This window comes from Streptococcus sp. NSJ-72, assembly GCF_014334035.1.
Lineage (GTDB): Bacteria > Bacillota > Bacilli > Lactobacillales > Streptococcaceae > Streptococcus > Streptococcus constellatus.
Genome location: NZ_CP060489.1, coordinates 1,465,425 through 1,487,943, shown reverse-complemented (window position 1 = coordinate 1,487,943; position 22,519 = coordinate 1,465,425). Strand labels below are relative to the sequence as shown.

20 protein-coding genes are annotated in these 22,519 nt (G+C 34.2%); all 20 read left to right on the top strand.

Translation table 11 applies throughout. The features are described from left to right. Nucleotides 1-89: 89 nt before the first annotated feature. The 20 genes from lacG (at nt 90) to H8787_RS07155 (ending at nt 22,519) form a co-directional block, all read left to right on the top strand. Nucleotides 90-1,496, top strand: coding sequence for a 6-phospho-beta-galactosidase (lacG, locus tag H8787_RS07245; protein WP_187327773.1), 1,407 nt, complete (start codon nt 90-92; stop codon nt 1,494-1,496). Nucleotides 1,497-1,592: 96 nt separating this feature from the next. Next, nucleotides 1,593-2,486, top strand: a complete 894-nt coding sequence (locus tag H8787_RS07240) for an aldose 1-epimerase family protein (protein WP_003068618.1) — start codon at nt 1,593-1,595, stop codon at nt 2,484-2,486. A 224-nt stretch (nt 2,487-2,710) separates the two neighbouring features. Beyond that, nucleotides 2,711-2,932 carry a helix-turn-helix domain-containing protein gene (locus H8787_RS07235; RefSeq protein WP_003068620.1) on the top strand — a complete coding sequence of 74 codons (222 nt, stop codon included), beginning with the start codon at nt 2,711-2,713 and terminating at the stop codon, nt 2,930-2,932. A gap of 276 nt (nt 2,933-3,208) precedes the next feature. Next, nucleotides 3,209-3,337: an SHOCT domain-containing protein gene (locus H8787_RS10230; RefSeq protein WP_306665188.1), complete on the top strand. Its 129-nt coding sequence runs from the start codon at nt 3,209-3,211 to the stop codon at nt 3,335-3,337. A 55-nt stretch (nt 3,338-3,392) separates the two neighbouring features. Continuing rightward, nucleotides 3,393-5,174 (top strand): recombinase family protein, encoded by a 1,782-nt coding sequence (locus H8787_RS07230; RefSeq protein ID WP_187327772.1) that lies wholly within the window; start codon nt 3,393-3,395, stop codon nt 5,172-5,174. A gap of 212 nt (nt 5,175-5,386) precedes the next feature. After that, on the top strand, nt 5,387-5,842 hold the full coding sequence (locus H8787_RS07225; RefSeq protein ID WP_048800164.1) for a hypothetical protein: 456 nt from the start codon (nt 5,387-5,389) through the stop codon (nt 5,840-5,842). 455 nt (nt 5,843-6,297) lie between these two features. Next, entirely contained in the window at nt 6,298-6,783 is a 486-nt protein-coding gene (locus tag H8787_RS07220; RefSeq protein ID WP_048800165.1) for a thioesterase family protein, read from the top strand. Between the two features lie 347 nt (nt 6,784-7,130). After that, the gene (locus H8787_RS07215; RefSeq protein ID WP_037591024.1) at nt 7,131-8,057 is read left to right on the top strand and encodes a glycosyltransferase family 2 protein; all 927 of its coding nucleotides are present in this window, start codon (nt 7,131-7,133) and stop codon (nt 8,055-8,057) included. A gap of 75 nt (nt 8,058-8,132) precedes the next feature. Next, nucleotides 8,133-8,984, top strand: coding sequence for a dTDP-4-dehydrorhamnose reductase (gene rfbD / locus H8787_RS07210; RefSeq protein WP_003068630.1), 852 nt, complete (start codon nt 8,133-8,135; stop codon nt 8,982-8,984). Nucleotides 8,985-9,625: 641 nt separating this feature from the next. Continuing rightward, on the top strand, nt 9,626-10,882 hold the full coding sequence (locus H8787_RS07205; protein WP_039677221.1) for a sugar transporter: 1,257 nt from the start codon (nt 9,626-9,628) through the stop codon (nt 10,880-10,882). Beyond that, a complete protein-coding gene (locus tag H8787_RS07200; RefSeq protein ID WP_037591155.1) occupies nt 10,882-11,862 on the top strand; it encodes a glycosyltransferase family 2 protein in 981 nt (326 codons plus the stop codon). The genes H8787_RS07205 and H8787_RS07200 overlap by 1 nt, the downstream gene beginning before the upstream one ends. Nucleotides 11,863-11,891: 29 nt before the next feature. Continuing rightward, entirely contained in the window at nt 11,892-12,863 is a 972-nt protein-coding gene (locus tag H8787_RS07195; protein ID WP_003068638.1) for a glycosyltransferase family 2 protein, read from the top strand. Beyond that, a complete protein-coding gene (locus H8787_RS07190) occupies nt 12,864-13,580 on the top strand; it encodes a glycosyltransferase family 2 protein (RefSeq protein WP_187327771.1) in 717 nt (238 codons plus the stop codon). Further along, nucleotides 13,580-13,939 carry a DUF2304 domain-containing protein gene (locus tag H8787_RS07185; protein WP_003027703.1) on the top strand — a complete coding sequence of 120 codons (360 nt, stop codon included), beginning with the start codon at nt 13,580-13,582 and terminating at the stop codon, nt 13,937-13,939. Before H8787_RS07190 ends, H8787_RS07185 begins: the two co-directional genes overlap by 1 nt. Then, a complete protein-coding gene (locus tag H8787_RS07180) occupies nt 13,929-14,711 on the top strand; it encodes a glycosyltransferase family 2 protein (RefSeq protein WP_187327770.1) in 783 nt (260 codons plus the stop codon). Before H8787_RS07185 ends, H8787_RS07180 begins: the two co-directional genes overlap by 11 nt. Nucleotides 14,712-14,734: 23 nt before the next feature. Beyond that, nucleotides 14,735-17,722 carry a rhamnan synthesis F family protein gene (locus tag H8787_RS07175; RefSeq protein ID WP_187327769.1) on the top strand — a complete coding sequence of 996 codons (2,988 nt, stop codon included), beginning with the start codon at nt 14,735-14,737 and terminating at the stop codon, nt 17,720-17,722. Further along, nucleotides 17,694-19,001, top strand: coding sequence for a DUF2142 domain-containing protein (locus H8787_RS07170; protein WP_187327768.1), 1,308 nt, complete (start codon nt 17,694-17,696; stop codon nt 18,999-19,001). The genes H8787_RS07175 and H8787_RS07170 overlap by 29 nt, the downstream gene beginning before the upstream one ends. A 3-nt stretch (nt 19,002-19,004) precedes the next feature. Continuing rightward, nucleotides 19,005-20,252: a glycosyltransferase family 4 protein gene (locus tag H8787_RS07165; RefSeq protein WP_187327767.1), complete on the top strand. Its 1,248-nt coding sequence runs from the start codon at nt 19,005-19,007 to the stop codon at nt 20,250-20,252. 186 nt (nt 20,253-20,438) lie between these two features. Then, the gene (gene cps2T, locus H8787_RS07160; RefSeq protein WP_187327766.1) at nt 20,439-21,587 is read left to right on the top strand and encodes a beta 1-4 rhamnosyltransferase Cps2T; all 1,149 of its coding nucleotides are present in this window, start codon (nt 20,439-20,441) and stop codon (nt 21,585-21,587) included. Next, nucleotides 21,584-22,519: a glycosyltransferase family 2 protein gene (locus tag H8787_RS07155; RefSeq protein ID WP_187327765.1), complete on the top strand. Its 936-nt coding sequence runs from the start codon at nt 21,584-21,586 to the stop codon at nt 22,517-22,519. Before cps2T ends, H8787_RS07155 begins: the two co-directional genes overlap by 4 nt.

Genomic DNA, 22,519 nt, shown 5'->3' with positions numbered 1-22,519 from the left:
TAGCTTATTTGAGATGAAGCAAAATAAGTACTTTCCCTGTTTCCTTTCCAATGCTTCATCTCAAATACTATTATAAAGAGGAGAAAAAGATGGCAAAAACACTCCCAAAAGATTTTATTTTCGGTGGGGCTACGGCAGCTTATCAGGCTGAAGGAGCTACTCACACAGATGGTAAAGGTCCCGTTGCTTGGGATAAATACTTAGAAGATAATTATTGGTATACGGCAGAACCTGCCAGTGACTTTTATCATAAATATCCAGTTGACTTGGCATTGGCTGAGGAGTACGGTGTGAATGGTATCCGTATTTCGATTGCTTGGTCTCGCATATTCCCAACTGGATATGGTCAAGTCAACCAAAAAGGTGTCGAGTTCTACCACAATTTGTTTGCGGAATGTCATAAACGGCATGTGGAACCATTTGTGACCCTTCATCACTTTGATACTCCGGAAGCCTTGCATTCAAATGGTGATTTTCTCAATCGTGAGAATATCGAACATTTTGTGGACTATGCAGCTTTCTGTTTTGAAGAATTCCCAGAAGTTCGCTATTGGACGACCTTTAATGAGATTGGGCCGATTGGAGACGGCCAGTATCTCGTTGGAAAATTTCCGCCGGGCATCCAATATGACCTAGCCAAGGTCTTCCAATCCCATCACAATATGATGGTCTCTCACGCTCGTGCAGTAAAGCTCTATAAGGATAAGGGCTACAAGGGTGAAATCGGAGTTGTTCATGCACTCCCTACCAAGTATCCTCTTGATCCGGAAAATCCGGATGATGTGGTTGCAGCAGAGTTGGAAGACATTATCCATAACAAATTTATCTTGGATGCGACTTATCTGGGATATTATTCCGAAAAAACCATGGCTGGAGTCAATCATATTCTGACTGCCAATGGTGGTACTTTGGATTTACGAGATGAAGATTTTGAAGTACTCGAAGCGGCTAAAGACCTCAATGATTTCCTGGGCATCAACTACTACATGAGTGACTGGATGCAAGCTTTTGATGGCGAGACTGAAATTATTCACAATGGTAAGGGCGAAAAAGGAAGTTCTAAATACCAAATAAAAGGTGTTGGTAGACGGGTTGCTCCAGACTATGTTCCAAGAACAGACTGGGATTGGATTATATATCCGCAGGGCCTGTATGACCAAATCATGCGGGTGAAACAAGATTATCCAAACTACAAAAAAATCTATATTACCGAGAATGGATTAGGTTATAAAGATGAGTTTGTGAACAATACGGTCTATGATGATGGACGGATTGACTATGTTAAACAACACTTAGAAGTCTTATCTGATGCCATTGCTGATGGAGCAAATGTCAAAGGTTACTTTATTTGGTCGCTGATGGATGTCTTTTCTTGGTCTAATGGTTATGAAAAACGTTATGGGCTTTTCTATGTGGATTTTGATACGCAAGAACGCTATCCAAAGAAGAGTGCTCACTGGTATAAACAAGTAGCTAAAACACAAATTATTGAGTAGGTTTTAAAGATACTTCTTTATTATAATTTCTAATATAAAACGAGAATGTGAGTCTTTGAACTGATATTCTCGTTTTCTTTTGTTTTGGAGGAAAAAATGGTTATTGAATTAAGAAATAATGAATTAACTGTACAGTTTAAGGAGTTTGGAGGTGCTTTATCATCAATTAAAGATGAAGATGGAATAGAATATCTTTGGCAAGGGAATCCACAATATTGGAGTGGCCAGGCCCCTGTTTTATTCCCCATTTGTGGAAGTGTTCGTGACGATAAAGTTAGTTTTGATTCTGACAACAAAGATATTCTAAGGATTATTCCTAGACACGGTTTAGTTAGAAAAGAAAATTTTTTATTTAGACAGATTGATGAGCAAACGATAGCTTTTACTTTTAAATCCACAGAAGTTACTTTGAAAAATTATCCTTTTAACTTTGTATTAAAAATTATTTATCGCTTACACGAGTCAACGATAACGACTCAATATCAAGTGACGAATACTGAAAATAATAGGATATTACCCTATTTTATTGGAGGACATCCAGGTTTTAATTGCCCGTTAATAGATAGCGATATTTACGAAGATTATTATTTGGAATTTTCTGAAGAAGAGACTTGTAGTATCCCTAAAAGTTTCCCAGAGACAGGGTTGCTTGATTTACAAAATCGTACACCGTTTCTCATGAATGAAAGAAAGATTGATTTAGTACATTCACTGTTTTCTCATGACGCCATTACATTTGACAAACTTAAGTCTCGTAGTGTCAGTTTGAAATCTAAGAAAAGTAATAAAGGACTGAGAGTGGATTTTAAAGATTTTTCTAACTTAATTATTTGGTCAACAACTAATAATGGTCCGTTTATTGCTTTAGAACCATGGAGTGGTTTATCTACTTCACTTGAAGAAAGTGATATTTTTGAAGAGAAACGACAAGTGACATTTGTGGAACCAGGAGAAACAAGTATTAAATCATTCGATATTACAATTTTGTAATCACAAGAAGATCAATATATCCAGAAAAGTTAAAAACTAGTTTCAAAAAACATGCATCTGTCTTATGAGAAAAGGAAAAATATTATACCATTTTTTGATAGCTAACAGCATTAGAAACCTCAAATGGCATTCAGATAAGGATGATATAAATTTTGCTGTCATAACATGACAATTTCCCAGCTTTTTTCTGAAAGTGACATATACTTTTCTTAGGAGAAAGCTAGATGTACCAACGTATAAGAGATTTGAGGGAAGATCATGATTTCACTCAAAGATATGTTGCAGAAGTGCATTCCTTTTCTCATACTAACTATGCAAAAATTGAGAGAGGGGAGGTGGTTTTAACAGCCGATGTTCTTATAAAACTCTCTAAACTCTATAACGTTAGTACAGATTATATTTTAGGACTAACTGATTATCCTCATAAAATCAATTTTAAAAAATAGTCTCTCCTTGATTTGTTCTTTGACAATTGAATAAACCGAGGTGGGACTTTCTTATTTGTTGAGCAGCTTAGTATGATACGCTGGGATATGAGCGGTAATTGTCAGCTATAAAATAGAGTGGTCCTCTATATGCCAAGATTACAAATAAGGACAATGATACTTCTGAACGTTCAGGCTGCCAGCGTAAAAGGACAGCGGGTGAAATGCCCATGAGTGATCTAACCAATCATACCCACGGAGGATTTTATATAGTACAATTTACGAGGAGGGGAGAGTTTGAATCAATCAGCAGTAAAATATAGTATGCAACTATCAATGCTTAACTTTTTATACTCAAAAAATATGCTATCGAAAAATGAGTATGAAAAGATAAAAAACAAACTGCGTATTAAGTACACAAAATAGCTGACCTTTTTGTTTGAACGCGGTAATATAGAATCAAAAAGGAGGAATTTCAGTTATGAAAAAAAATAATGTTGAAATAATAAAGGCTGATTCTTTAGTTAGACGAAGAGGTATCAATGTAGAAAGACATTTAAAAAGGGTTGCTGCGTATTGTCGAGTGAGTTCTGATAGTGAGGATCAAAAAAACAGTTATGAATCTCAAGTAAGACATTACAAAGATTATATCTCTCAGTGTTCAGATTGGGAACTTGCAGATATTTATGCAGATGAAGGAATTTCAGGAACACAAACAGGAAAGAGACAAGATTTTCAACGTTTAATAACTGATTGTATGAATGGAGAAATCGATTATATTGTCACTAAAGCAATTGCTAGATTTGCAAGAAATACCTTAGATACTTTGAAGTATGTCAGAATGTTAAAGGATATGCAAATTGGAGTATATTTTGAAGAAGAAAATATAGATACCCTCACAATGGATGGAGAACTGCTTCTGACTATTCTGAGCTCCGTTGCACAGCAAGAAGTAGAGAATACTTCTGCCCATGTGAAAAAGGGATTGAAAATGAAGATGCAACGTGGTGAATTGATTGGTTTTCAAGGGTGCTTAGGCTATGACTATGATATAGAAACTAAGAAACTTTCTATAAATAAAGAAGAAGCAATAATAGTTCGTTATATTTTTGAAAGATACTTAGAAGGTATTGGAGGGAAAGTCATAGCAAGGGAACTTGATGAACTAGGTTACAAATCTCCAAGAGGATTAGATCATTGGAATGATACAACAGTCTTAGGAATCATAAAGAATGAAAAATATAAGGGTGATATTCTTATGGGAAAAACTTTTACAGTTGATCCAATAAGCAAGAGACGGTTGAGTAATTTGGGAGAAGAAGATAAGTACTATATCAAAGATAATCATGAAGCAATAATATCTAAAGAAGATTTTGAAAAAGCTCAGGAAATTAGATTGCGTCGAGCAGGAAATAAGAAGACTGCTGCAAATGTAAATGGCAAACGTGAACGCTATTCAAAAATGTATGCTTTTAGTAGCATGTTAGAATGTGGTTTTTGTGGTTCATTATTGTCTAGAAGAAGTTGGCACTGTCGTTCAGATTATCGAAAAGTTGTGTGGCACTGTGTTACTTCGATAAAAAAAGGGAAAAAATATTGTAAACATAGTAAAGGATTAGAGGAGGTAGCTATTGAGGGAGCTTTCATGGAAGCTTACAGACAACTATATCATTCAAACGAAAATATAATGACAGACTTACTTGAAACGATTGAATCTGAATTGAATGACAATAGTCTCAATAAGGAGCTAAAAAAAATTACTAATAAACTTCATGCATTGTTAAAAAAAGAGGAGAATCTTGTAAATTTAAGGCTAGAAGGGGAAATTAGTGATTCTATCTATACCGAAAAATACAATGAGATTTCATCAGAAAAAGAGTATCTTGCTGAAGAAAAAGTAAATATTGAAGCAACTTTAAAATCAGAAATCGATGTAAAGAAGAGACTTACTGAGTTTAAGCAATTACTATCTTCTCAGAAAATACTCACGGAGTTTGATCGTACAGTTTTTGAAAGCATTGTTGAGAAAATTATCGTAGGTGGTGTTAATAGTGATGGAAAAATTGATCCAGCAATGTCAACTATTATTTTCAAAACAGGAGAAACTCAAAATAAGAATGGAAAAAAATTTAAAAGTAAATGCAAAAATGCTAAACTAAAATCAGATAAATTGTGTTCTCAAAACAGTGACGAGAATAAAAAATTGTATTCCCAAGAGATAGACAACACGTGTGGAGGTAGTATCACTGCTTATACGAGATGATCTATCAGCGAAGTGTAAGGAAATGGTCTGTTCTGAGATAAGATAAGACTTTAGATAAGAAGTTTTTATTGAAGTATTGTATTGATATGTAGGTTATATTTTAATTTTGGGAATTAGGACGTAATACGAAATCTGGGAATGCTGATATAACAGTTGAAGATAATGAAGGTACACCTTGAAGCTAAGACTTTTGGAAATGAATTTGATAAAGAGTGGAAAATACAGAAGTTGATGGTGGTCAACTTTTCTTATATGAAAAACAAGAAAATAAGGCAAGAGCTCTAGTTTTATATGCTTCTCAAATTGAAGCTGGTGAGATTAAACGGATGTATCATGCAATTCATTTGATTGATAATACCGATTTTCTTTCAACTCTGGATAATCCAAAATCATATAATGATGCTAAAGGAGGAAATGACAAATTCGAAATTTGGCGTGATGTCTATCAACAAGATTATGTTACAAATGGAGTATTAGAAGCTAACATTAAGCCTTTTGAAATTGGACAAGCGAAATCTTCAATTGCTGATTTAAAAGAAATCGCACACGATGAAGTTCAAAAAAAATATAATCAATTCGCAACAATTCTTCGTAAGTATAATGTTGGCGGACGTGAAAATGCCTTCGATAAACTCGTCAATCTCTTCTTAGCAAAAATTGTAATATAGAACATCAGAATGAAGCAATAAAACAAATAGAAAAATTAGAAGATTTGATTGTGATTGAAGAAAGTAAGATTGTAGAAATTCAAAAACAGAAAACAGATATCCTAGAAAGATATTTAAATGAATAAAAAGTATTTTTGAGTAGGTGTAACATTTACCTGATGTAAATCTGTTGAATTTCAAGGGCAAATCAATCAATTTTATTTCTCAGTATAGATAATCGTCAAGCATATATAGGAAACATTCTCCTCTTTGTCAAGTCTAAATTTTTAGCACTCTCATTCAAACTAAACAAACTGAATATTTTCCAGCTAAGTCTTTCTCACGCCACTTTTCTATAAATTCTGCTTAGACGAACAATTAAAATATTTTGAATCTACTTCGTATTTACTCTTCATAAAAAGATTGATATAATAACTTTGAAAGCGCTTAAAAATTCAATTTAAAAAGGAGATTAAATGACTTTAGAAACAAAAAACATTGCCGTTCAAGATACTTATGGCGATCGATTCCAACATTGTTGGGGGTGTGGTCCTAAGAATGAGTCAGGCTTGCGTTTAAAAACTTATCCTAGTCTTGATGGAACAAGTTGTATTAGTAAGATAACACCAGCTCGCCAGTATACTGGTGGTGTTCCAGCTAATCTATTTGGTGGTATGATTGCCATGATTTTTGATTGTCACGGTACCGCTTCAGCAGCTTGGTTTGCCCATCAAAATAAGGGGTTAGATTTGACAGAAAAAACGGTGATTGGACGATTTATTACCGCTCGATTGGAAGTAGATTATAAAAGTCCGACACCTATTGATGAGGAAATTACGGTTGTCTCTCGACTTGAAGAATTGGGTGAAAGAAAAGTCATTGTGACAATGGAGATGATAGTAGCGGATCAGGTACGTGCCAAAGCAAAAATGGTAGCAGTAGCAGTGAAAGATAATATGTAACGGATTTTCCCTTGGTTCATTACACCAAGGGATTATTTTGATTATTTAAAAAATCTCTTTAATATTAAATTAATAGTAAACATCTCAGTTAAAACGATGAAGAAATGACAATAAAGCTTTAGAAACGATGGATTTCATCGCAAAAATATTTAACCAGCATTTAGTCTATGTAAAATTTGTTTTTTTAATGCGGAATTTTTGGTATAAAATAAAAGTATCTTGATTTATAGAATTGAGAATTTCTTGTTTCTTTTATGGAAATAGTAGAAAATGGAGCGTAGATGTAGTATAATGCGATTGTTATGGGTTTTAATTTTAATAAGGTAAATCTTAAGAAAGGGCGAAAAATGACAATCTCAATCATCATTCCTTGTTTTAATGAGGAAGAGTCGCTTCCGTTGTTTTATGCGGAAATGGAAAAAATTAAATCTCAGATAAATGATCATTTTGAATATATCTTTGTCAATGACGGTTCAAAAGATAGAACTTTATCTATTTTACGAGAGCTCAGTCAGAAAAATAATAGTGTTCGTTATCTTTCTTTTTCGAGAAATTTTGGGAAAGAAGCAGCTCTGTATGCGGGTCTCAAATATGCAACTGGTGATTTAGTGACTGTCATGGATGCGGATTTGCAAGACCCACCTGCATTATTGATTCAAATGAAAAATATGCTAGATGAAAATGCTGAATTGGATTGCGTAGGAACGCGTCGTACAACACGCGAGGGAGAACCTCTGATTCGTAGTTTTTTTGCGAAGATGTTTTATAAATTGATTAATAAAATTAGCCAAGTTGAGATGGTAGATGGAGCGCGTGATTTCCGTCTCATGCGTCGACAGATGGTAGATGCTGTTTTAGAGGTTTCTGAGTATAATCGTTTTTCCAAAGGGATTTTTGCTTGGGTTGGATTTAAAACAAAATATTTGGAATATAAGAACGTGGAGCGAGTTGCAGGAAAAACCAGTTGGAATTTCTGGCAATTATTGAATTATTCTCTAGAAGGGATTATAAACTTTTCAGATGCTCCTTTGACAATAGCTTTTTGGGGAGGTATTGTTGCCTGCTTATTGGCATTTTTCCTTATCATTATTGTCATTATTCGTACCTTGATTTTTGGGGATCCTACAGCTGGCTGGCCTTCTATGGTTTCGATTATTCTTTTTCTAGGTGGTTTTCAGTTGTTGACAATTGGCATTCTTGGTAAGTATATTGGGAAAATTTTTATGGAAACCAAAAAAAGGCCAATTTATGTTATTAAAGAAAAGAGCGAGTAGAAAAAGCAGATTTTTTCTGCTTTTTTTGGTATAATTAAGTTCATTGAATGTTTATTGTTCAGAAAGGAATTTCAGATGATTTTAATTACAGGAGCTAACGGACAACTTGGGACAGAACTTCGTTATCTTTTAGATGAACGCAATGAAGAGTATGTGGCAGTTGACGTGACAGAAATGGATATTACCAATGCCGAAATGGTAGAGAAGGTTTTTGCAGAAGTGAAGCCAAGTTTGGTTTATCACTGCGCTGCCTATACAGCTGTAGACGCAGCAGAAGACGAAGGTAAAGAACTGGACTATGTCATTAATGTGACCGGGACAGAGAATGTCGCAAGGGCGGCAGAAGCCCATGGAGCAACACTTGTTTACATCTCTACAGACTATGTCTTTGCTGGAGATAAGCCAGTTGGGCAAGAATGGGAAGTAGATGATCGACCAGATCCTCAAACAGAATATGGTCGCACGAAGCGTATGGGAGAGGAGTTGGTTGAAAAATATTCTAGCCGTTTCTACATTATCCGCACAGCTTGGGTCTTTGGAAATTATGGAAAGAACTTCGTTTTTACCATGCAGAATTTAGCCAAAACACATAAAACCCTGACGGTTGTTAATGACCAGCATGGTCGTCCAACTTGGACGCGAACGTTGGCTGAATTTATGACTTACTTAGCAGAAAATCAAAAAGAATTTGGTTATTACCATTTGTCAAATGATGCTATAGAAGATACGACTTGGTATGATTTTGCAGTAGAAATTTTAAAAGATACAGATGTTGAAGTTTTACCAGTAGATTCTAGTAAATTTCCAGCGAAAGCGAAGCGGCCATTCAATTCTACTATGAGCCTAGCTAAAGCTAAGGCAACCGGCTTTGTCATTCCAACTTGGCAAGATGCCCTCAAGGAATTTTATAAACAAGGGAAGAAATAGCATATTTTTATCAATTGTAGTGATTGGTGTTAGCCGATTTTTGGAGAGGATTATTTTCATCTTCTCTTTTTTTGATCTTTAGAGTAATGAAGATATGAAGTTAAAATTTGTGGTAATGACTTTAATTTTATATTTTACTTTTTGAGATAACGTATGAAGTGTTATTTGATGTTCTAACGTCAAAGATGGATAAGAGTTTTCCAGAAGAAATCTTGTGGAACGAAGCTCATTCTGGCTTTCTTAAAACTGAGCAACTCCCTACTCAATAATCGAGGTTAAATCAGAGAAGTAGGTTAATTGAAACTTTTTGAATTTCCAAGTAACATTTTATACCGAGACAGTTAACTATTTTGCGATGCTTGTTATATGAATCCTTCCAATCAGTTTTTGGGTGATTTTATACTAAATAAGGTGAGTCACTTGGATAGGATAAGTTTTAGTAATAGCTATTTTTCTTTAGTAATGTGGGGAATTGGGGGCTAGATACTTCAACTTGCATACGAGTACCTTCATCTAATTTATTCGTAACAGAGATTATAGAATTCAAAAATAGAGGTAATCGATTGATTGTTTTTCCTTATACACAAATCTCCTAGAAAATGGTATAATTAAGAAACTATAATGTGGGAGAGAGTTAGAATTTGAAAGAAACAACCCAGCAAAAAGTATTCTTTTGGAATATATTTGGCAGCCTGTCATCAGCTGTCGTTTCGGTCATTCTTTTAGTTGTTGTTACCCGTGTATTGTCAAGTGAATCAGCTGATTTATACAGTTTCGCTTATGCGATTGCCAATTTATTAGTAATTGTTGCTAGTTTTCAGGTGAGAGATTTTCAAGCGACTGATATTCAAGAAAAGTATTCTTTTGATGCTTATCTTGTAACAAGAATTTTATCTAATATTTTGATGGTGCTAATTCTTATTGGCTATATTATCGTGACCCCTTCAACACATAACAATATGGATATTATTTTTGGAGTATCTTTCTTTCGCGTTAGCGAAGCATTGTCGGATGTCTTTCAGGGATTGTTTCAACAAAGAGAACGACTTGATATTGCAGGTAAGTCCTTATTTATCAGAAATAGTCTATCAACCCTTGGATTCTTTATAAGTTTGATTATTTCAAGAAATCTACTATTGTCGGTGATTATTCAAATAATTATTGCTTTTTTCTGTATCGGATTATTTGATTACCCACAATCAAAAGCATTTCATAAAATTAATTTTTTTAAAGTAAATGTGAAAGATATTTTTAGTATTTTAAAAGACTGTTTTCCGCTTTTTATCAACGCCTTTTTACTGGTTTCTATTTATAATCAGCCTAAATATGCTTTGAATGATATCTTTAATAAAGGCTTTATTGGAGCAGGTGTGCAAAGGGATTTCAGTGTTCTCTTCACCCCGATATTTTCCATGAATCTTATGATTGTATTCTTGAGGCCAATGATTACCCAGCTTGCAATTTTTCGAGAAGAAAAGAAAATAAGTCATTTTATAACTTATAAAAACAATCTGTTTAAAACGTTATGGTTAACGAGTGTATCTATCTTTTTATTAGGAACATTTTTAGCGATACCTATTTTAGATATTGTTTATGGTACTGACTTAAAGCATTATCATTCTAGTTTTTTGATTTTGTTATTTGGAGGGGTAGCAAGTACTTTTTCTACAGTGTGTGATAATATTCTAACTGTTTTTCGTAAACAACATTATTTGACTATCTCTTTTTTAACGGGATATCTAGTATCTGTGTTGACTGCAAGACCGTTGGTTATGAACTACGAGGTTTTTGGAGCCGCTTTATCATTCCTTTTTTCAATGGTAGCGTGGCTAAGTGTATCCTTGATTATATATTTTGTAACAAATCCCTATACATGGTTTAGAAAGAAAAACAAATGATGAAATTTTCAATTATAGTTGCGGCTTATAATGTGGCAAACTATTTAAATGAATGTGTTGGAAGCTTAGCAAAGCAAAATTTCCCTATGTCGCAGTTTGAGGTATTAATTATTAATGACGGTTCAACGGATGAGGCTACGGGCCCACTCAGTGATGCTTTATCTGATAAATATGATGTTGTTAGAGTTATTCATCAAAAGAATGGAGGCCTGTCTGCAGCTAGAAATACAGGTATTCAAAATGCTGTGGGAGACTACTTGTTGTTTGTTGACGGTGATGACTTTTGGAGTGACAATCATTTTCTCAAAAAGTTGAGTGATAATATTGAACAAAACAAGAGCGATATAGTAATCTTTTCGTATAATAAATTCTATGATATAGATGATATCATTCAGGTTGGTTTTGAAACTGTTCCTTCTTTTGGACTTTTCAGTGATCATGTCTTGGATTTAGTATCAAAAGAAGTTTTGACTGCTCCTGCGTGGAATAAGTGTGTAAAGAAAGAGTTATTTAATCAAGGATTGGGCTTCCCTGTAGGTTTTTTATCAGAAGATTGTCTTTATTGTGCAAATCTTTTGAAAATGGCAGGTAGTTTTTCTATTCTTAATTCGGATAATTACATGTATAGACAAAACCGAGATGGGAGTATTACTAATATAGTGAAAGAGAAGAATGTCTATGATATTTTAAAAAGTATTGACATTGGATTAAAAGGTATTGAAACATATAATCAAAATCTTAAGACTGCACTTGAGGTTTATTTCACAATATCTTATATTTCAATATTGCCTTTTGTTAATCAGTATCTTCACAATAAAGATATTGGAAGTTTACTGAAAAAATATCAATATCTATTAAAATTTTCTAAAAAAATAAACAATAGGACATTCAAAATGGTTGGTATTTTTACGAAGATTATGGGACTTAGCATATCAATCAAACTTTTTCCACGTTTGATAGGATATTACAAAAAGAGTTAATTAAGTGAATGAAAGTAAGGGAAGTATAAATGTCTAATAATCTAGCAGTTTCAGTTATTATTCCCGTTTATAATGCGGAAAAAGGCATTAGAAAATGTCTAGATTCGCTTTTAGAACAAACTTTTAAGAATTTTGAAATCATATTATTGAATGACGGATCGACTGATAATTCTTTAAAGGTGCTTCAAACCTATGCCAATCATTATCCATTCGTTCGAGTGATTGATAAGGAAAATGAAGGTGTGGCAAAAACAAGAAATAGAGGGATTCTCTTAGCTAAAGGGGATTATATTGTTTTTATTGATAATGATGATTATGTAAACAGTGATTATCTGCAAGTATTTTATGAATCCATCTCCAAAGAGGAAATGGACATTGTACTTGGTGGTTATAGACGTGTCAACCAAGAATATAAAATTATTTTTCAACAAGATTTGATTGACACAGATTGGTCGAAATATATTGTGGTAGCTCCTTGGGCTCGCATTTATCGAACATCTTTCTTGAAAGAAAATCAAATTCAATTTTTTGACTATCCAATCGGTGAAGATGTTGTCTTTAGTTTAAATGCCTATAATAAAACAGATAAAATCAAAATTATTGATTATAATGGTTATAATTGGTTTTTTAATGAGTCTAGCATTTCAAATACGTCTCAAAGAGGATTTAATCCTAAGATTGATATAGTTTACTTTTTATCACAATTGAAAGAAGTCGCTGGTGATTCGATTTATTTGAGGTACTTTATTAAACGTTATTATATTTGGTATTTGTTGTTTTCAGGCCGTTCTGCATCAAGTTCTGAGTTTATGAATCAGTATAGGATGATAAAAGAATGGATTGGACAAGAGCAAGTGGATTCTAATCTATCACCTCTGTCTAATAAGGTTCATGGTGAGAGATTTCAAATAATTATATTCATCTTGCTTTTTAGAAGCTTAGAATCTTTGAGACTGATGCCACTATTTTCAAAAATCTACTGTAAAGGAAAGAAAACGTAATTGAAAGTTTTAATGATTATTCCTGCTTATAATGAAGAGGAAAGTATTTTAAATACCGTTTTAAGCATTGTCGAATATCGGAAAAAAGTTGATTTTGAATTGGATTATGTCGTCATAAACGACGGTTCGACAGATCACACCAAAGAGATTCTTGATGAAAATGGACTGAATGCAGTTCATCTTGTGATGAATCTTGGAATTGGCGGAGCCGTTCAAACAGGCTATAAGTATGCTCTGGAAAACGGCTATGATGTAGCTGTTCAGTTTGATGGCGATGGTCAGCATGATATTAACTCGTTAGCGTCTTTATTGAGACCTATTCGTGAGGATAAAGCCGATTTAGTAATTGGGTCACGTTTTGTTGGAAATAAAGTATCAGAATTTCAGACGACTTTTATGCGTCGATTTGGTATTACGATTATTTCTGCTTTTATTAAATGTACAACTGGAAAAAGAATTTTAGATACCACATCTGGTTATCGCTTGGGCAATCATAAGATTATTCGACAGTTTGCGATGCGCTATCCTATTAAATATCCAGAACCAGAGTCTATCGTTCATATTTTAAAACGAAAATATAGAGTAGTAGAAGCTCCGGCAAATATGTTTGAGCGTTCTGGCGGAGTTTCTTCCATAACGCCTATCAAATCAATTCGGTATATGATTGAAGTTTGTTCATCTATTTTGATTGCTGCTTTTATGAAAGAGAGTGAATAATGTCTATTTTGTCTATTGCTATGCTGGTTGCTTCTGTTTTATTTTTATATTTTGTGTTTAGAAATATCAATAGGAATAACATATTGTTTGAGCAAGCCTTTATGTGGATTGTGATTGGTTTTGTATTGATTATTATTTCAATTTTTGATTTCATTCCAGTTTATTTTGCTCAACTTTTAGGTTTTGAATTGACCTCAAATTTTTTGCTTTCTCTGGCAGTTTTTTTCTTGTTGATTATCGTATTTTTTCATACAATTGCTATTTCTAAACAAAAGGAGCAAATCAAGCAGTTGGTGCAAGAATTATCAATTACAAAGCAAAAAATTTCTGAATTAGAAAGCGAAAAAGATGAAAAATAACCATACTTGGGTCGTTTGTGCTTATGGAGAAAGTGAGTTTTTAGAAGCTTGTATTTTATCTCTGAGGGCTCAGACAATAAGATCGAAAATTATTTGCTATAGTTCGACCCCTCTTGATTCAATCAGGCAACTTTGCCAAACATACGAGATTCCTTTTTATACTAAAGAAGGTGGAGGGATTGGCAAAGATTGGAACAATGCACTTTCATTCGTCGATAGCCAGTATGCAACTATTGCTCATCAAGATGACTATTATGAGCCGACTTACTTAGAAGCTGTGCTGCAAAAAATAGAGCAATCTAAAGATGTTTTGATTGCTTATACAGATTACTTTGAAGAAAAAAATGGTGTCAAAATTTTAGCTAATAAAAATCTGAAAATCAAGACATTTATGCTCAAAGTATTGAATATAATGCCAGCTAGCCATTTCTGGAGAAATCGAGTATTAGCTTTAGGAAATCCTATCTCATGTCCAGCTGTTACCTATAATCTGGCTCGGATCAAGGAGTTTCGCTTTGATGAAAAAATGCGGGTCAGTCTAGATTGGTATGCCTGGTACAAGATTAGTGAATACAAGGGACGATTTGCTTTTATCTCTGAAAAACTTATGTGTCACCGGATTCATGAGGAGTCAGAGACGACCAAAACCATTTCAGACAATACTCGAACCAAAGAAGATTTATATATGTATCAGCTCTTTTGGCCTAAATGGATAGCCAAGCTGATTAATCGTGCCTATATAAAAAGTCAAGATTCTAATTCTAATGACTAGACTTGATATGATAAGGAAAGTGTATGAAAGATTTAATATCTGTCGTTGTGACATGCTACAACCATGAAGACTATATTGAGCAATGCTTGCGCAGTATTTTTAAGCAGAGCTACAGAAATATTGAACTTTTTGTTTTAAATGATGGCTCTACAGATAAGTCTGCTCAGATTATTCAAGAAACTCTGGTAGATTCTCCTTTTCCAACACAATTTAAAAGCCATGAGAATATGGGTTTGGTCATGACCCGCAATAAAGGCTTAGGTCTGATTAATGGAGAATTTTTTCTTTTTGTGGATAGTGATAACTTTTTAGATGAAGCTTATATTGAGAAATGCCATCAAAAGCTCTGTCAAGCAGGCGCGGACATCGCCTATAGCGATTTATATGACCCAGAAAGAGAAAAAATATATTTAAAGGGACAGCCCTTTGATTTATCCTCTTTTTTGGAGAGAAGTTATATCGATAGTTGTTCCTTGGTTCGAACAGAAATAGTTAAAGGTGTAGTTTATGATGTGGAACTTAACTATAAGAAGCTAGAGGATTATGATTTTTGGCTTAATTTAATTATCAACAGACAAGCTGTTCCAATCTATGTTCAAGATACGAAATTAAATTATCGAGTTCTTGAAAGCTCCATGTCTCAGAGAAATTCTACCAAGTATTATTTTGACGTTTATCTTTATGTTTTAAAAAAATATCTAGATAAAATACCTAAGGAAGTTTATCAGGCTCTGAGCGACAATATCTTTACTTTAGAAGGACGGCTGGATGATTTAATCCAGCATACTGCCAAGGTAGCTGACTATGTTTCTGAATTAAAAGGAGAATTAAGCACTTCAAAAGGAACTATCGAAACTTTGAAAATAAGTGTCAAAAAGATTAAACATCAGCGAGATGAAGCGATTGAAGAACAGTTTGAGATTCGGCACTCTATTTCTTATCGTTTAGGAAATGCAATGATTACACCTCTAAAATATATAGGGCAGATTATTCGGAACCCTAGAAACATAAAAGGTGTTCTTAGTCTGATGAAACAGCAGCTAATTCGACTGAAAAGAAAAGTAAAATCTCCTAAGACATATTATTATCAACTATTGCGCAATTCTCAACGTAAGCAGATTGCAAATTTAAATGGAAAAAAAGTGCTCATTTATGTTATTTTTGAATCTGAAAGACGTTTACAGCAATATAAAATCCTCTTTTTAGAGAAATTAGCGGTTTTAGCTGATGAGACTTTAATTGTAGTGAATGGGGGGCTGCTTGCAGAAGATATAAAAATTTTAGAGAAATATGGTCAAGTGTTAACAAGAGATAATATTGGCTATGATACAGCAGCTTTTCGTGAGGGAATTTTGTCTCTTGGAAAGGATAAGTTGCAACAATATTCTCAGTTAATGCTAGTGAATGATACTAATATTGGTCCAATGAGAGATTTAACAGCAGTCTTTCAATCTATGATTGAAAAAAATCTTGATTTCTGGGGCATTTCTTATGGAGAAACACAAGAAGATATTACAGGATTTAATAAGTACGGTTATATCCCTGAACATTTACAATCATATTTTCTTGTCATTGAGCCTTTGCTACTTCGGTCAGAAGCTTTCTATAATTATTGGGAACAATTGACCGATACTGATTCGCGTGATGAGGCTATTGGAAAACATGAAACAATTTTTACCAAACATTTTGCAGACCTGGGCTATCGTTATGATGCACTCGTTCATGAAAATAAAGATTCAGCTATGTATATTCACCCCTTAAAAATGTTAGAAGCTGGAAGTCCTCTAGTTAAATACACTGCTTTACGAAATTATGACGATCAGCAGTTTCTATGGCAAGGATTGGAAAGAGAATCTGAAATAGGTGATTTGTTAGAGTATATTCAAGAGAAGACAGATTACCCTGTCGACATTCTTGAAAATATAATTAAAAAATTTAAAGAAATTCCAAGAAATCAGTACATCTTAATCATCGATGGAGTAGAAAATATCATTCCTCAATGTACCCGCTATCGTGTTTTGAATAAGGCTGAACAGCTTAGAAAAAACGGTTTTGCTGTTAAGGTAGTAAATGCCTCTGAGTTTCAGGTTTCGCAAGCTCAATATGCTAGCCATATCATTATTTATCGTGCTTCTTGGTCTATCCAATTACAGCTTCTATGTGATTTGGCTAAGAGTGAAAATAAGCCAGTATATTTTGACATTGATGACTTGGTGTTTGATACAGTTTACACAGATCAATTAAGTTATACACAGGGCTTGTCTGAAAAAGAAAAAGGCAATTATGATGCCGGAGTTAGAAATTATGGAAAGATGTTGGCGGCTTGTGATGGAGCCATTACTTCAACCAATCAACTGAAAGAAGAATTACTCAAGTATCAGGATATAGTTTTGTTAAATAGAAATTTAGCTTCGAGTGAATTGATGGAAGTTAGCTCATGTTTTATCAAGGATTACAATCAGCAAAGCCAACAAGTTAAGATTGGCTATTTCTCAGGGTCAATTAGTCATAACGAGAACTTTGAATTGATAAAGCCGGCTCTTAAAAAGCTGCTAGAAGCGTATCCATTTATCGAACTTCATATTGTAGGACATCTAGATATTCCGACAGATATGAAAGTTTATGAGCAACAGATTATTGTTCATGATTATGTTGATTGGAAGACTTTACCACAGTTGATTAGTCAGGTAGACATTAATTTGGCACCTCTGGTAGATTCAATTTTCAACCGTGCTAAATCTGAGATCAAATGGTTAGAAGCAGCAATGGTTAAAGTTCCTACAATTGCTAGTGATATAGGTGCTTTTGCAGATATGGTGATAGATGGTCAGACGGGGCTTTTAGCCAAAGAGGACGAATGGAAAGAGAAGCTAGACAGCTTGATTTTTTCAGCTGAACTGCGGCAGAAATTGGCAGAAAATGCCTATCATTTTGTTTTAGAAAATTGCAGTTTAGATAACAAAGATGAAATGGTGACATATTTTGAAAAGAATAAAAACAATAAAAGTTGAAACAATCTTCTTGATATTAGCGAGTATTTTTATCCTGACGTTTATGATTGTCCAGCCAATCAATCGTGTACCTGATGAAAGTAATCATGCTCGCATGACTTGGGAAGTTTTTCATAAACCCACATCCGAAACTTATAAATGGATGGAGAAGATTCCTGCTACACCAGATGTTTCTCCTAAGGACTACAAACAATTATTTACTAAAAAAATTGCTTTATCAAAAGAAACATTTTCTTTTAGATTCACTCTAAAATCCCTCTCTTTTCTTCCTCAGTTAATTGGAATGACTCTTGGAAGTTTCCTTTATCCCTCTGTTGGTGTAATTGTCATGATGGGACGTCTTTTTAATGCTTTGGCTTACATTATAGGAATTTACTTTCTTATTAAGTATTTTAAATATGGTAAGAAAGCTCTGCTTTTTATTTCCCTTTTGCCTATTATGGTTCAGCAAGCTGCTTCACTGTCTTATGATGTGATGAACTACTTGGAGATTATGCTGGTAATTGGCTTTTTCACTAATATTGCTTATAAAAAGAAATTTACAAATAAGAATTTGCTTGAATTGTTCTTTATTTCAATTGGACTCTTTATAACCAAGCCTAATAATTTACTTTTGCTGGGATTATTGCCGTTTATTGATTTTGAATTTGAAGGTTTTTTATCAGCTCTAAATAGAGGTTTTTTAGCAACAAAAAATTTTGTTGATCGTTATCGCTATGTTTTCTATATATTGGGATTTATTGCATTTTTCTTAGCACTTCATCTGGCTTTTCGCAATCAAGGCGGATTAATGCATTACGGTCGGGTTTTGCTTAATACTCTCTTTAAACAGCGTCTAAATGGTGATTTGAATACAATTTTGACGATTGGAATATTTGGGTTCTTGGGAAATTTCACCATCCAATTACCTCTCTGGTTAATTTTTATTGATGTTGCAGTACTTGTCATCATTTTCTTGCAATCCCAAAAGGATTTTATGAGTCGGAGCTACACTGTTATATCTTGTTATCTTTTTGTAGTGCAGGTTATTGCTGTTATCTCTATTATGTATCTACAGTGGACACCGATTGTCCTTGGTAAAAATGCACCAGTGTCAGTAGGGGCTCAAGGTCGCTATTTCACGCCTTTTCTCATTTTGCTATTACCAATAGTCGCAAACCTTGGTGTATTGGAGATAAAGGAAGAAAAAGTTAATAGACTAATGGTTGGTACCTTGATTGTCAACTTCTTGATTTCTCTGTATTTAATGGTACCATTTTATTGGAATTTATTAGGATAAGCTATGAAAAAAACTATATTATTTATTTCCCCAACAGGAACACTAGACAATGGTGCAGAAATATCAATTGTTCATTTGATGGAATATCTAGTGCAAACGGGCCATACCGTCATCAATGCTATTCCCGACTACCATGTGTCAGTTCAGCAGGATTATATGGCAAAACTTGCTAAAAAAGGTATCGAAACACTAGCTTTGCCATCTGTTAAGTGGTGGTGGGAAGATGCACCAGGTGGTTTAGCAGGAACTCATAACGAAAGAGTTATATCCTATCAGGAAAATATTGCTGCACTTAGGAAAATCATTACAGACAAACAAATTGAATTGGTCATTACGAATACAGTTAATATGTTTCAAGGAGCAGTTGCAGCAGCCTGTGAGAATATTCCGCATTTTTGGCTGATTCATGAATTTCCTAATGGAGAGTTTGGCTATTATAAAGAAAAATTAACTTTCATAACTGATTACTCACAGGAAATTTTTGCTGTAAGAGGCGCTCTACAAAAGCAGCTGAAAGAATTGCTACCCAAGCAGAGTATCTTATCTTTTGCGCCTTTTACACAAATTGTTCCTACTGGAATTAAGGGAAAAGCCGCAGCAAAACGTCGCATTGTGTCCGTTGGTCGCTTAACTGAACGGAAAAACCAATTAGAATTGATTAAAGCTTATGGTAAGTTACCTCATCCTAGTCCAGAGTTGATTTTTATTGGTGCTTGGGATGAAGAATATAAGAAAAAATGTGAGACTTACATAGCAGAAAAGAACCTTAAAAATATTCATTTTTTAGGTCATAGAGACCAGCCTTGGGAAGAAGTGACAGCAGCAGATCTTGCTGTCTTCCCTTCAGCTATGGAAACTTTTGGTTTGGTTTATATTGAAGCTATCATGAACGGAATTCCAGTCATTATCTCGGATAATTTGGGTCATTTGTCGGCTTATGAAATTTTTGAAGAAGGGCAGCTATATCCATCGGGAAATGTGGAAATTCTCACTGAGCGAATAAAAGAAGCTTTGGATTCATTTGAACAGTTAAAAGAAAATTCTTTAGCTAATCTAGAAAAGATTCGCAGCCTTTATACTGTTCAGGAAGTTTATCATGAGATATTGGACCGGATTGAAAACCTGACATTTACTGATGGAAATTCCTTGTATCACCTGAAATTTTTATTTGAGTCATCTGTTTCTGCTTATCCTACAAGTTCTTTTTTGAAAAAATTAAAGAAAAAATTGTGTTTAATCCTAAAAGAGTAGAGGGGTCAGGATGATAAAATCATTCTGTTTGAGTTTTTTGGTATCGCATCAGAAAAAGACGGATAAATCAGTATTCTAGTTCATACTATTGGCTGTTTTAACCGCCTTTTTATTTATTGTATTACACAAACGATTTATAAAGTGATATAATAGATTAGATTGCAAAATCTTGAAATGAGGAAAATCATGCAACATGTATTCATTATTGGAAGTCGTGGTCTTCCTGCAAAGTACGGTGGATTTGAGACTTTTGTAGAAAATTTGGTTGAACATCAAATTTCATCACAGATTCAGTATCATGTGGCTTGTTTATCAGATGATGAAGCTTATCATCATTTTGATTACAAAGGCGTAGATTGTTTTACGATTAAAGCGCCAAAACTTGGCCCAGCTCGCGTTATTGCCTATGATATGATGGCAATTAACTATGCTTTGAAGTTAGTGAAAAATCAAAAAATTGATCAACCGATTTTTTATATTTTAGGGAATACAATTGGAGCTTTTATCGCACCTTTTGCTCGAAAAATTCATCATGCTGGTGGTGTCTTTTATATCAATCCTGATGGACTTGAATGGAAACGAGCTAAGTGGTCCAAGTCCGTTCAAAATTACCTTAAATATTCTGAGAAAATGATGACCAAACATGCCGATTTAGTCATTTCGGACAATCAAGGAATTGAAACCTATATCAAAAAGTCCTATCCATGGTCTAAAACGACTTTTATCGCTTATGGAACAGATTTGCGCTTGTCGTCTTTAACTGTTCAAGATGAAAAAGTCCGACACTTTTTTGATACATGGGCAAGTAAGGAAAAAAGCTATTATTTGATTGTTGGACGTTTTGTTCCAGAAAATAACTATGAAATTATCATTCGTGAGTTTATGAAGTCACAGACGCAACGAGATTTATTGATTGTCTGCAATCATCAAGGCAGTGCTTATTTTGAAGAACTACGACAAAAAACAAATTTTGACCAAGATGAACGAATTAAGTTTGTTGGAACTATTTATGATCAAGATTTATTGAAGTATATTCGCAATCAAGCTTTTGCTTATATTCATGGTCACGAAGTCGGAGGAACCAATCCTGGACTGTTAGAGGCGCTAGCTCAGACAGATTTGAATTTAGTGCTGGGTGTTGACTTTAATCAACAAGTGGCAAAAGAAACAGTTCTTTACTGGGATAAGAAAGAAGATAGCCTAGTTGATCTCCTTCATCAGGTAGATAAACAGTCCGACTTTTCAGACCAAGGTCAAGCTGCCAAAGAAAATATGAAAGAAAACTACACCTGGGAAAAAATTGTGGGTGAATACGAGGAATTATTTTTATCATGAAAGTGACGATTCTCATGTCCACCTACAATGGTGAGCGGTTTTTAGCAGAACAAATTGAGAGCATTAGGCAACAGACCTATACAGACTGGCAGCTGTTAATTCGAGATGACGGATCTAAGGACAGGACACGTGAGATTATTCAAGATTTTTGTCAAAAAGATAATCGCATTCATTTTGTCAATCCTGATAGCGTTGAAAATCTTGGTGTTATCAAAAGTTTCTTTCATCTTTTGAAACATCAAATGTCAGATGTCTACTTTTTTAGTGACCAGGATGATGTTTGGTTGCCTGAGAAAGTAGAAATGCAGCTAGAAGAAGCGATTAAATATGATGATAATCAGCCTTTATTGGTTTACACGGATTTAAAAGTTGTTGATCAAGAGTTAAATGTCGTACATGAAAGTATGATTCGAACACAGTCGGATCATGCAAATACAGAATTGCTTCAGGAAATAACAGAAAATACGGTGACTGGTGGCGTTTCCATGATTAATCAAGCTCTGGCTGATTTATGGACTGGGCAGGAGGAGTATGACTTACTCATGCACGACTGGTATTTGGCTTTGCTGGCAGCAGCCTTTGGCCACTTAGTCTATATAGATCGACCAAGTGAATTGTATCGGCAACATTCAAATAATGTTTTAGGTGCAAGAACACTCAGAAAAAGAATGCAAAATTGGATTCGCCCGCATATCCTCTTTACAAAATATTGGAATCTCATCCAAGCGAGTCAAAAACAAGCAAAAAACTTATTGGGGTTATCATTGAGCCCTGCTAATAAAGAAATTATAGAAAATTTTGTAACGATTATGGAAGTACCTTTGACAGAACGATATAAGCGTCTACGGAAATATGGCTTCCGAAAAAATCGTGCTTTCCATACTTTTGTCTTCACCACTTTGATTCTCACAAAATTTGCTTATAAGGAGTAA

Excerpts from the sequence above, each read along its gene's own strand:
- lacG (WP_187327773.1), top strand. The coding sequence starts at position 90 with ATGGCAAAAACACTCCCAAAAGATTTTATTTTCGGTGGGGCTACGGCA.
- H8787_RS07240 (WP_003068618.1), top strand. The coding sequence starts at position 1,593 with ATGGTTATTGAATTAAGAAATAATGAATTAACTGTACAGTTTAAGGAG.
- H8787_RS07235 (WP_003068620.1), top strand. The coding sequence starts at position 2,711 with ATGTACCAACGTATAAGAGATTTGAGGGAAGATCATGATTTCACTCAA.
- H8787_RS07230 (WP_187327772.1), top strand. The coding sequence starts at position 3,393 with ATGAAAAAAAATAATGTTGAAATAATAAAGGCTGATTCTTTAGTTAGA.
- H8787_RS07220 (WP_048800165.1), top strand. The coding sequence starts at position 6,298 with ATGACTTTAGAAACAAAAAACATTGCCGTTCAAGATACTTATGGCGAT.
- H8787_RS07215 (WP_037591024.1), top strand. The coding sequence starts at position 7,131 with ATGACAATCTCAATCATCATTCCTTGTTTTAATGAGGAAGAGTCGCTT.
- rfbD (WP_003068630.1), top strand. The coding sequence starts at position 8,133 with ATGATTTTAATTACAGGAGCTAACGGACAACTTGGGACAGAACTTCGT.
- H8787_RS07200 (WP_037591155.1), top strand. The coding sequence starts at position 10,882 with ATGAAATTTTCAATTATAGTTGCGGCTTATAATGTGGCAAACTATTTA.
- H8787_RS07195 (WP_003068638.1), top strand. The coding sequence starts at position 11,892 with ATGTCTAATAATCTAGCAGTTTCAGTTATTATTCCCGTTTATAATGCG.
- H8787_RS07185 (WP_003027703.1), top strand. The coding sequence starts at position 13,580 with ATGTCTATTTTGTCTATTGCTATGCTGGTTGCTTCTGTTTTATTTTTA.
- H8787_RS07180 (WP_187327770.1), top strand. The coding sequence starts at position 13,929 with ATGAAAAATAACCATACTTGGGTCGTTTGTGCTTATGGAGAAAGTGAG.
- H8787_RS07175 (WP_187327769.1), top strand. The coding sequence starts at position 14,735 with ATGAAAGATTTAATATCTGTCGTTGTGACATGCTACAACCATGAAGAC.
- H8787_RS07165 (WP_187327767.1), top strand. The coding sequence starts at position 19,005 with ATGAAAAAAACTATATTATTTATTTCCCCAACAGGAACACTAGACAAT.
- cps2T (WP_187327766.1), top strand. The coding sequence starts at position 20,439 with ATGCAACATGTATTCATTATTGGAAGTCGTGGTCTTCCTGCAAAGTAC.
- H8787_RS07155 (WP_187327765.1), top strand. The coding sequence starts at position 21,584 with ATGAAAGTGACGATTCTCATGTCCACCTACAATGGTGAGCGGTTTTTA.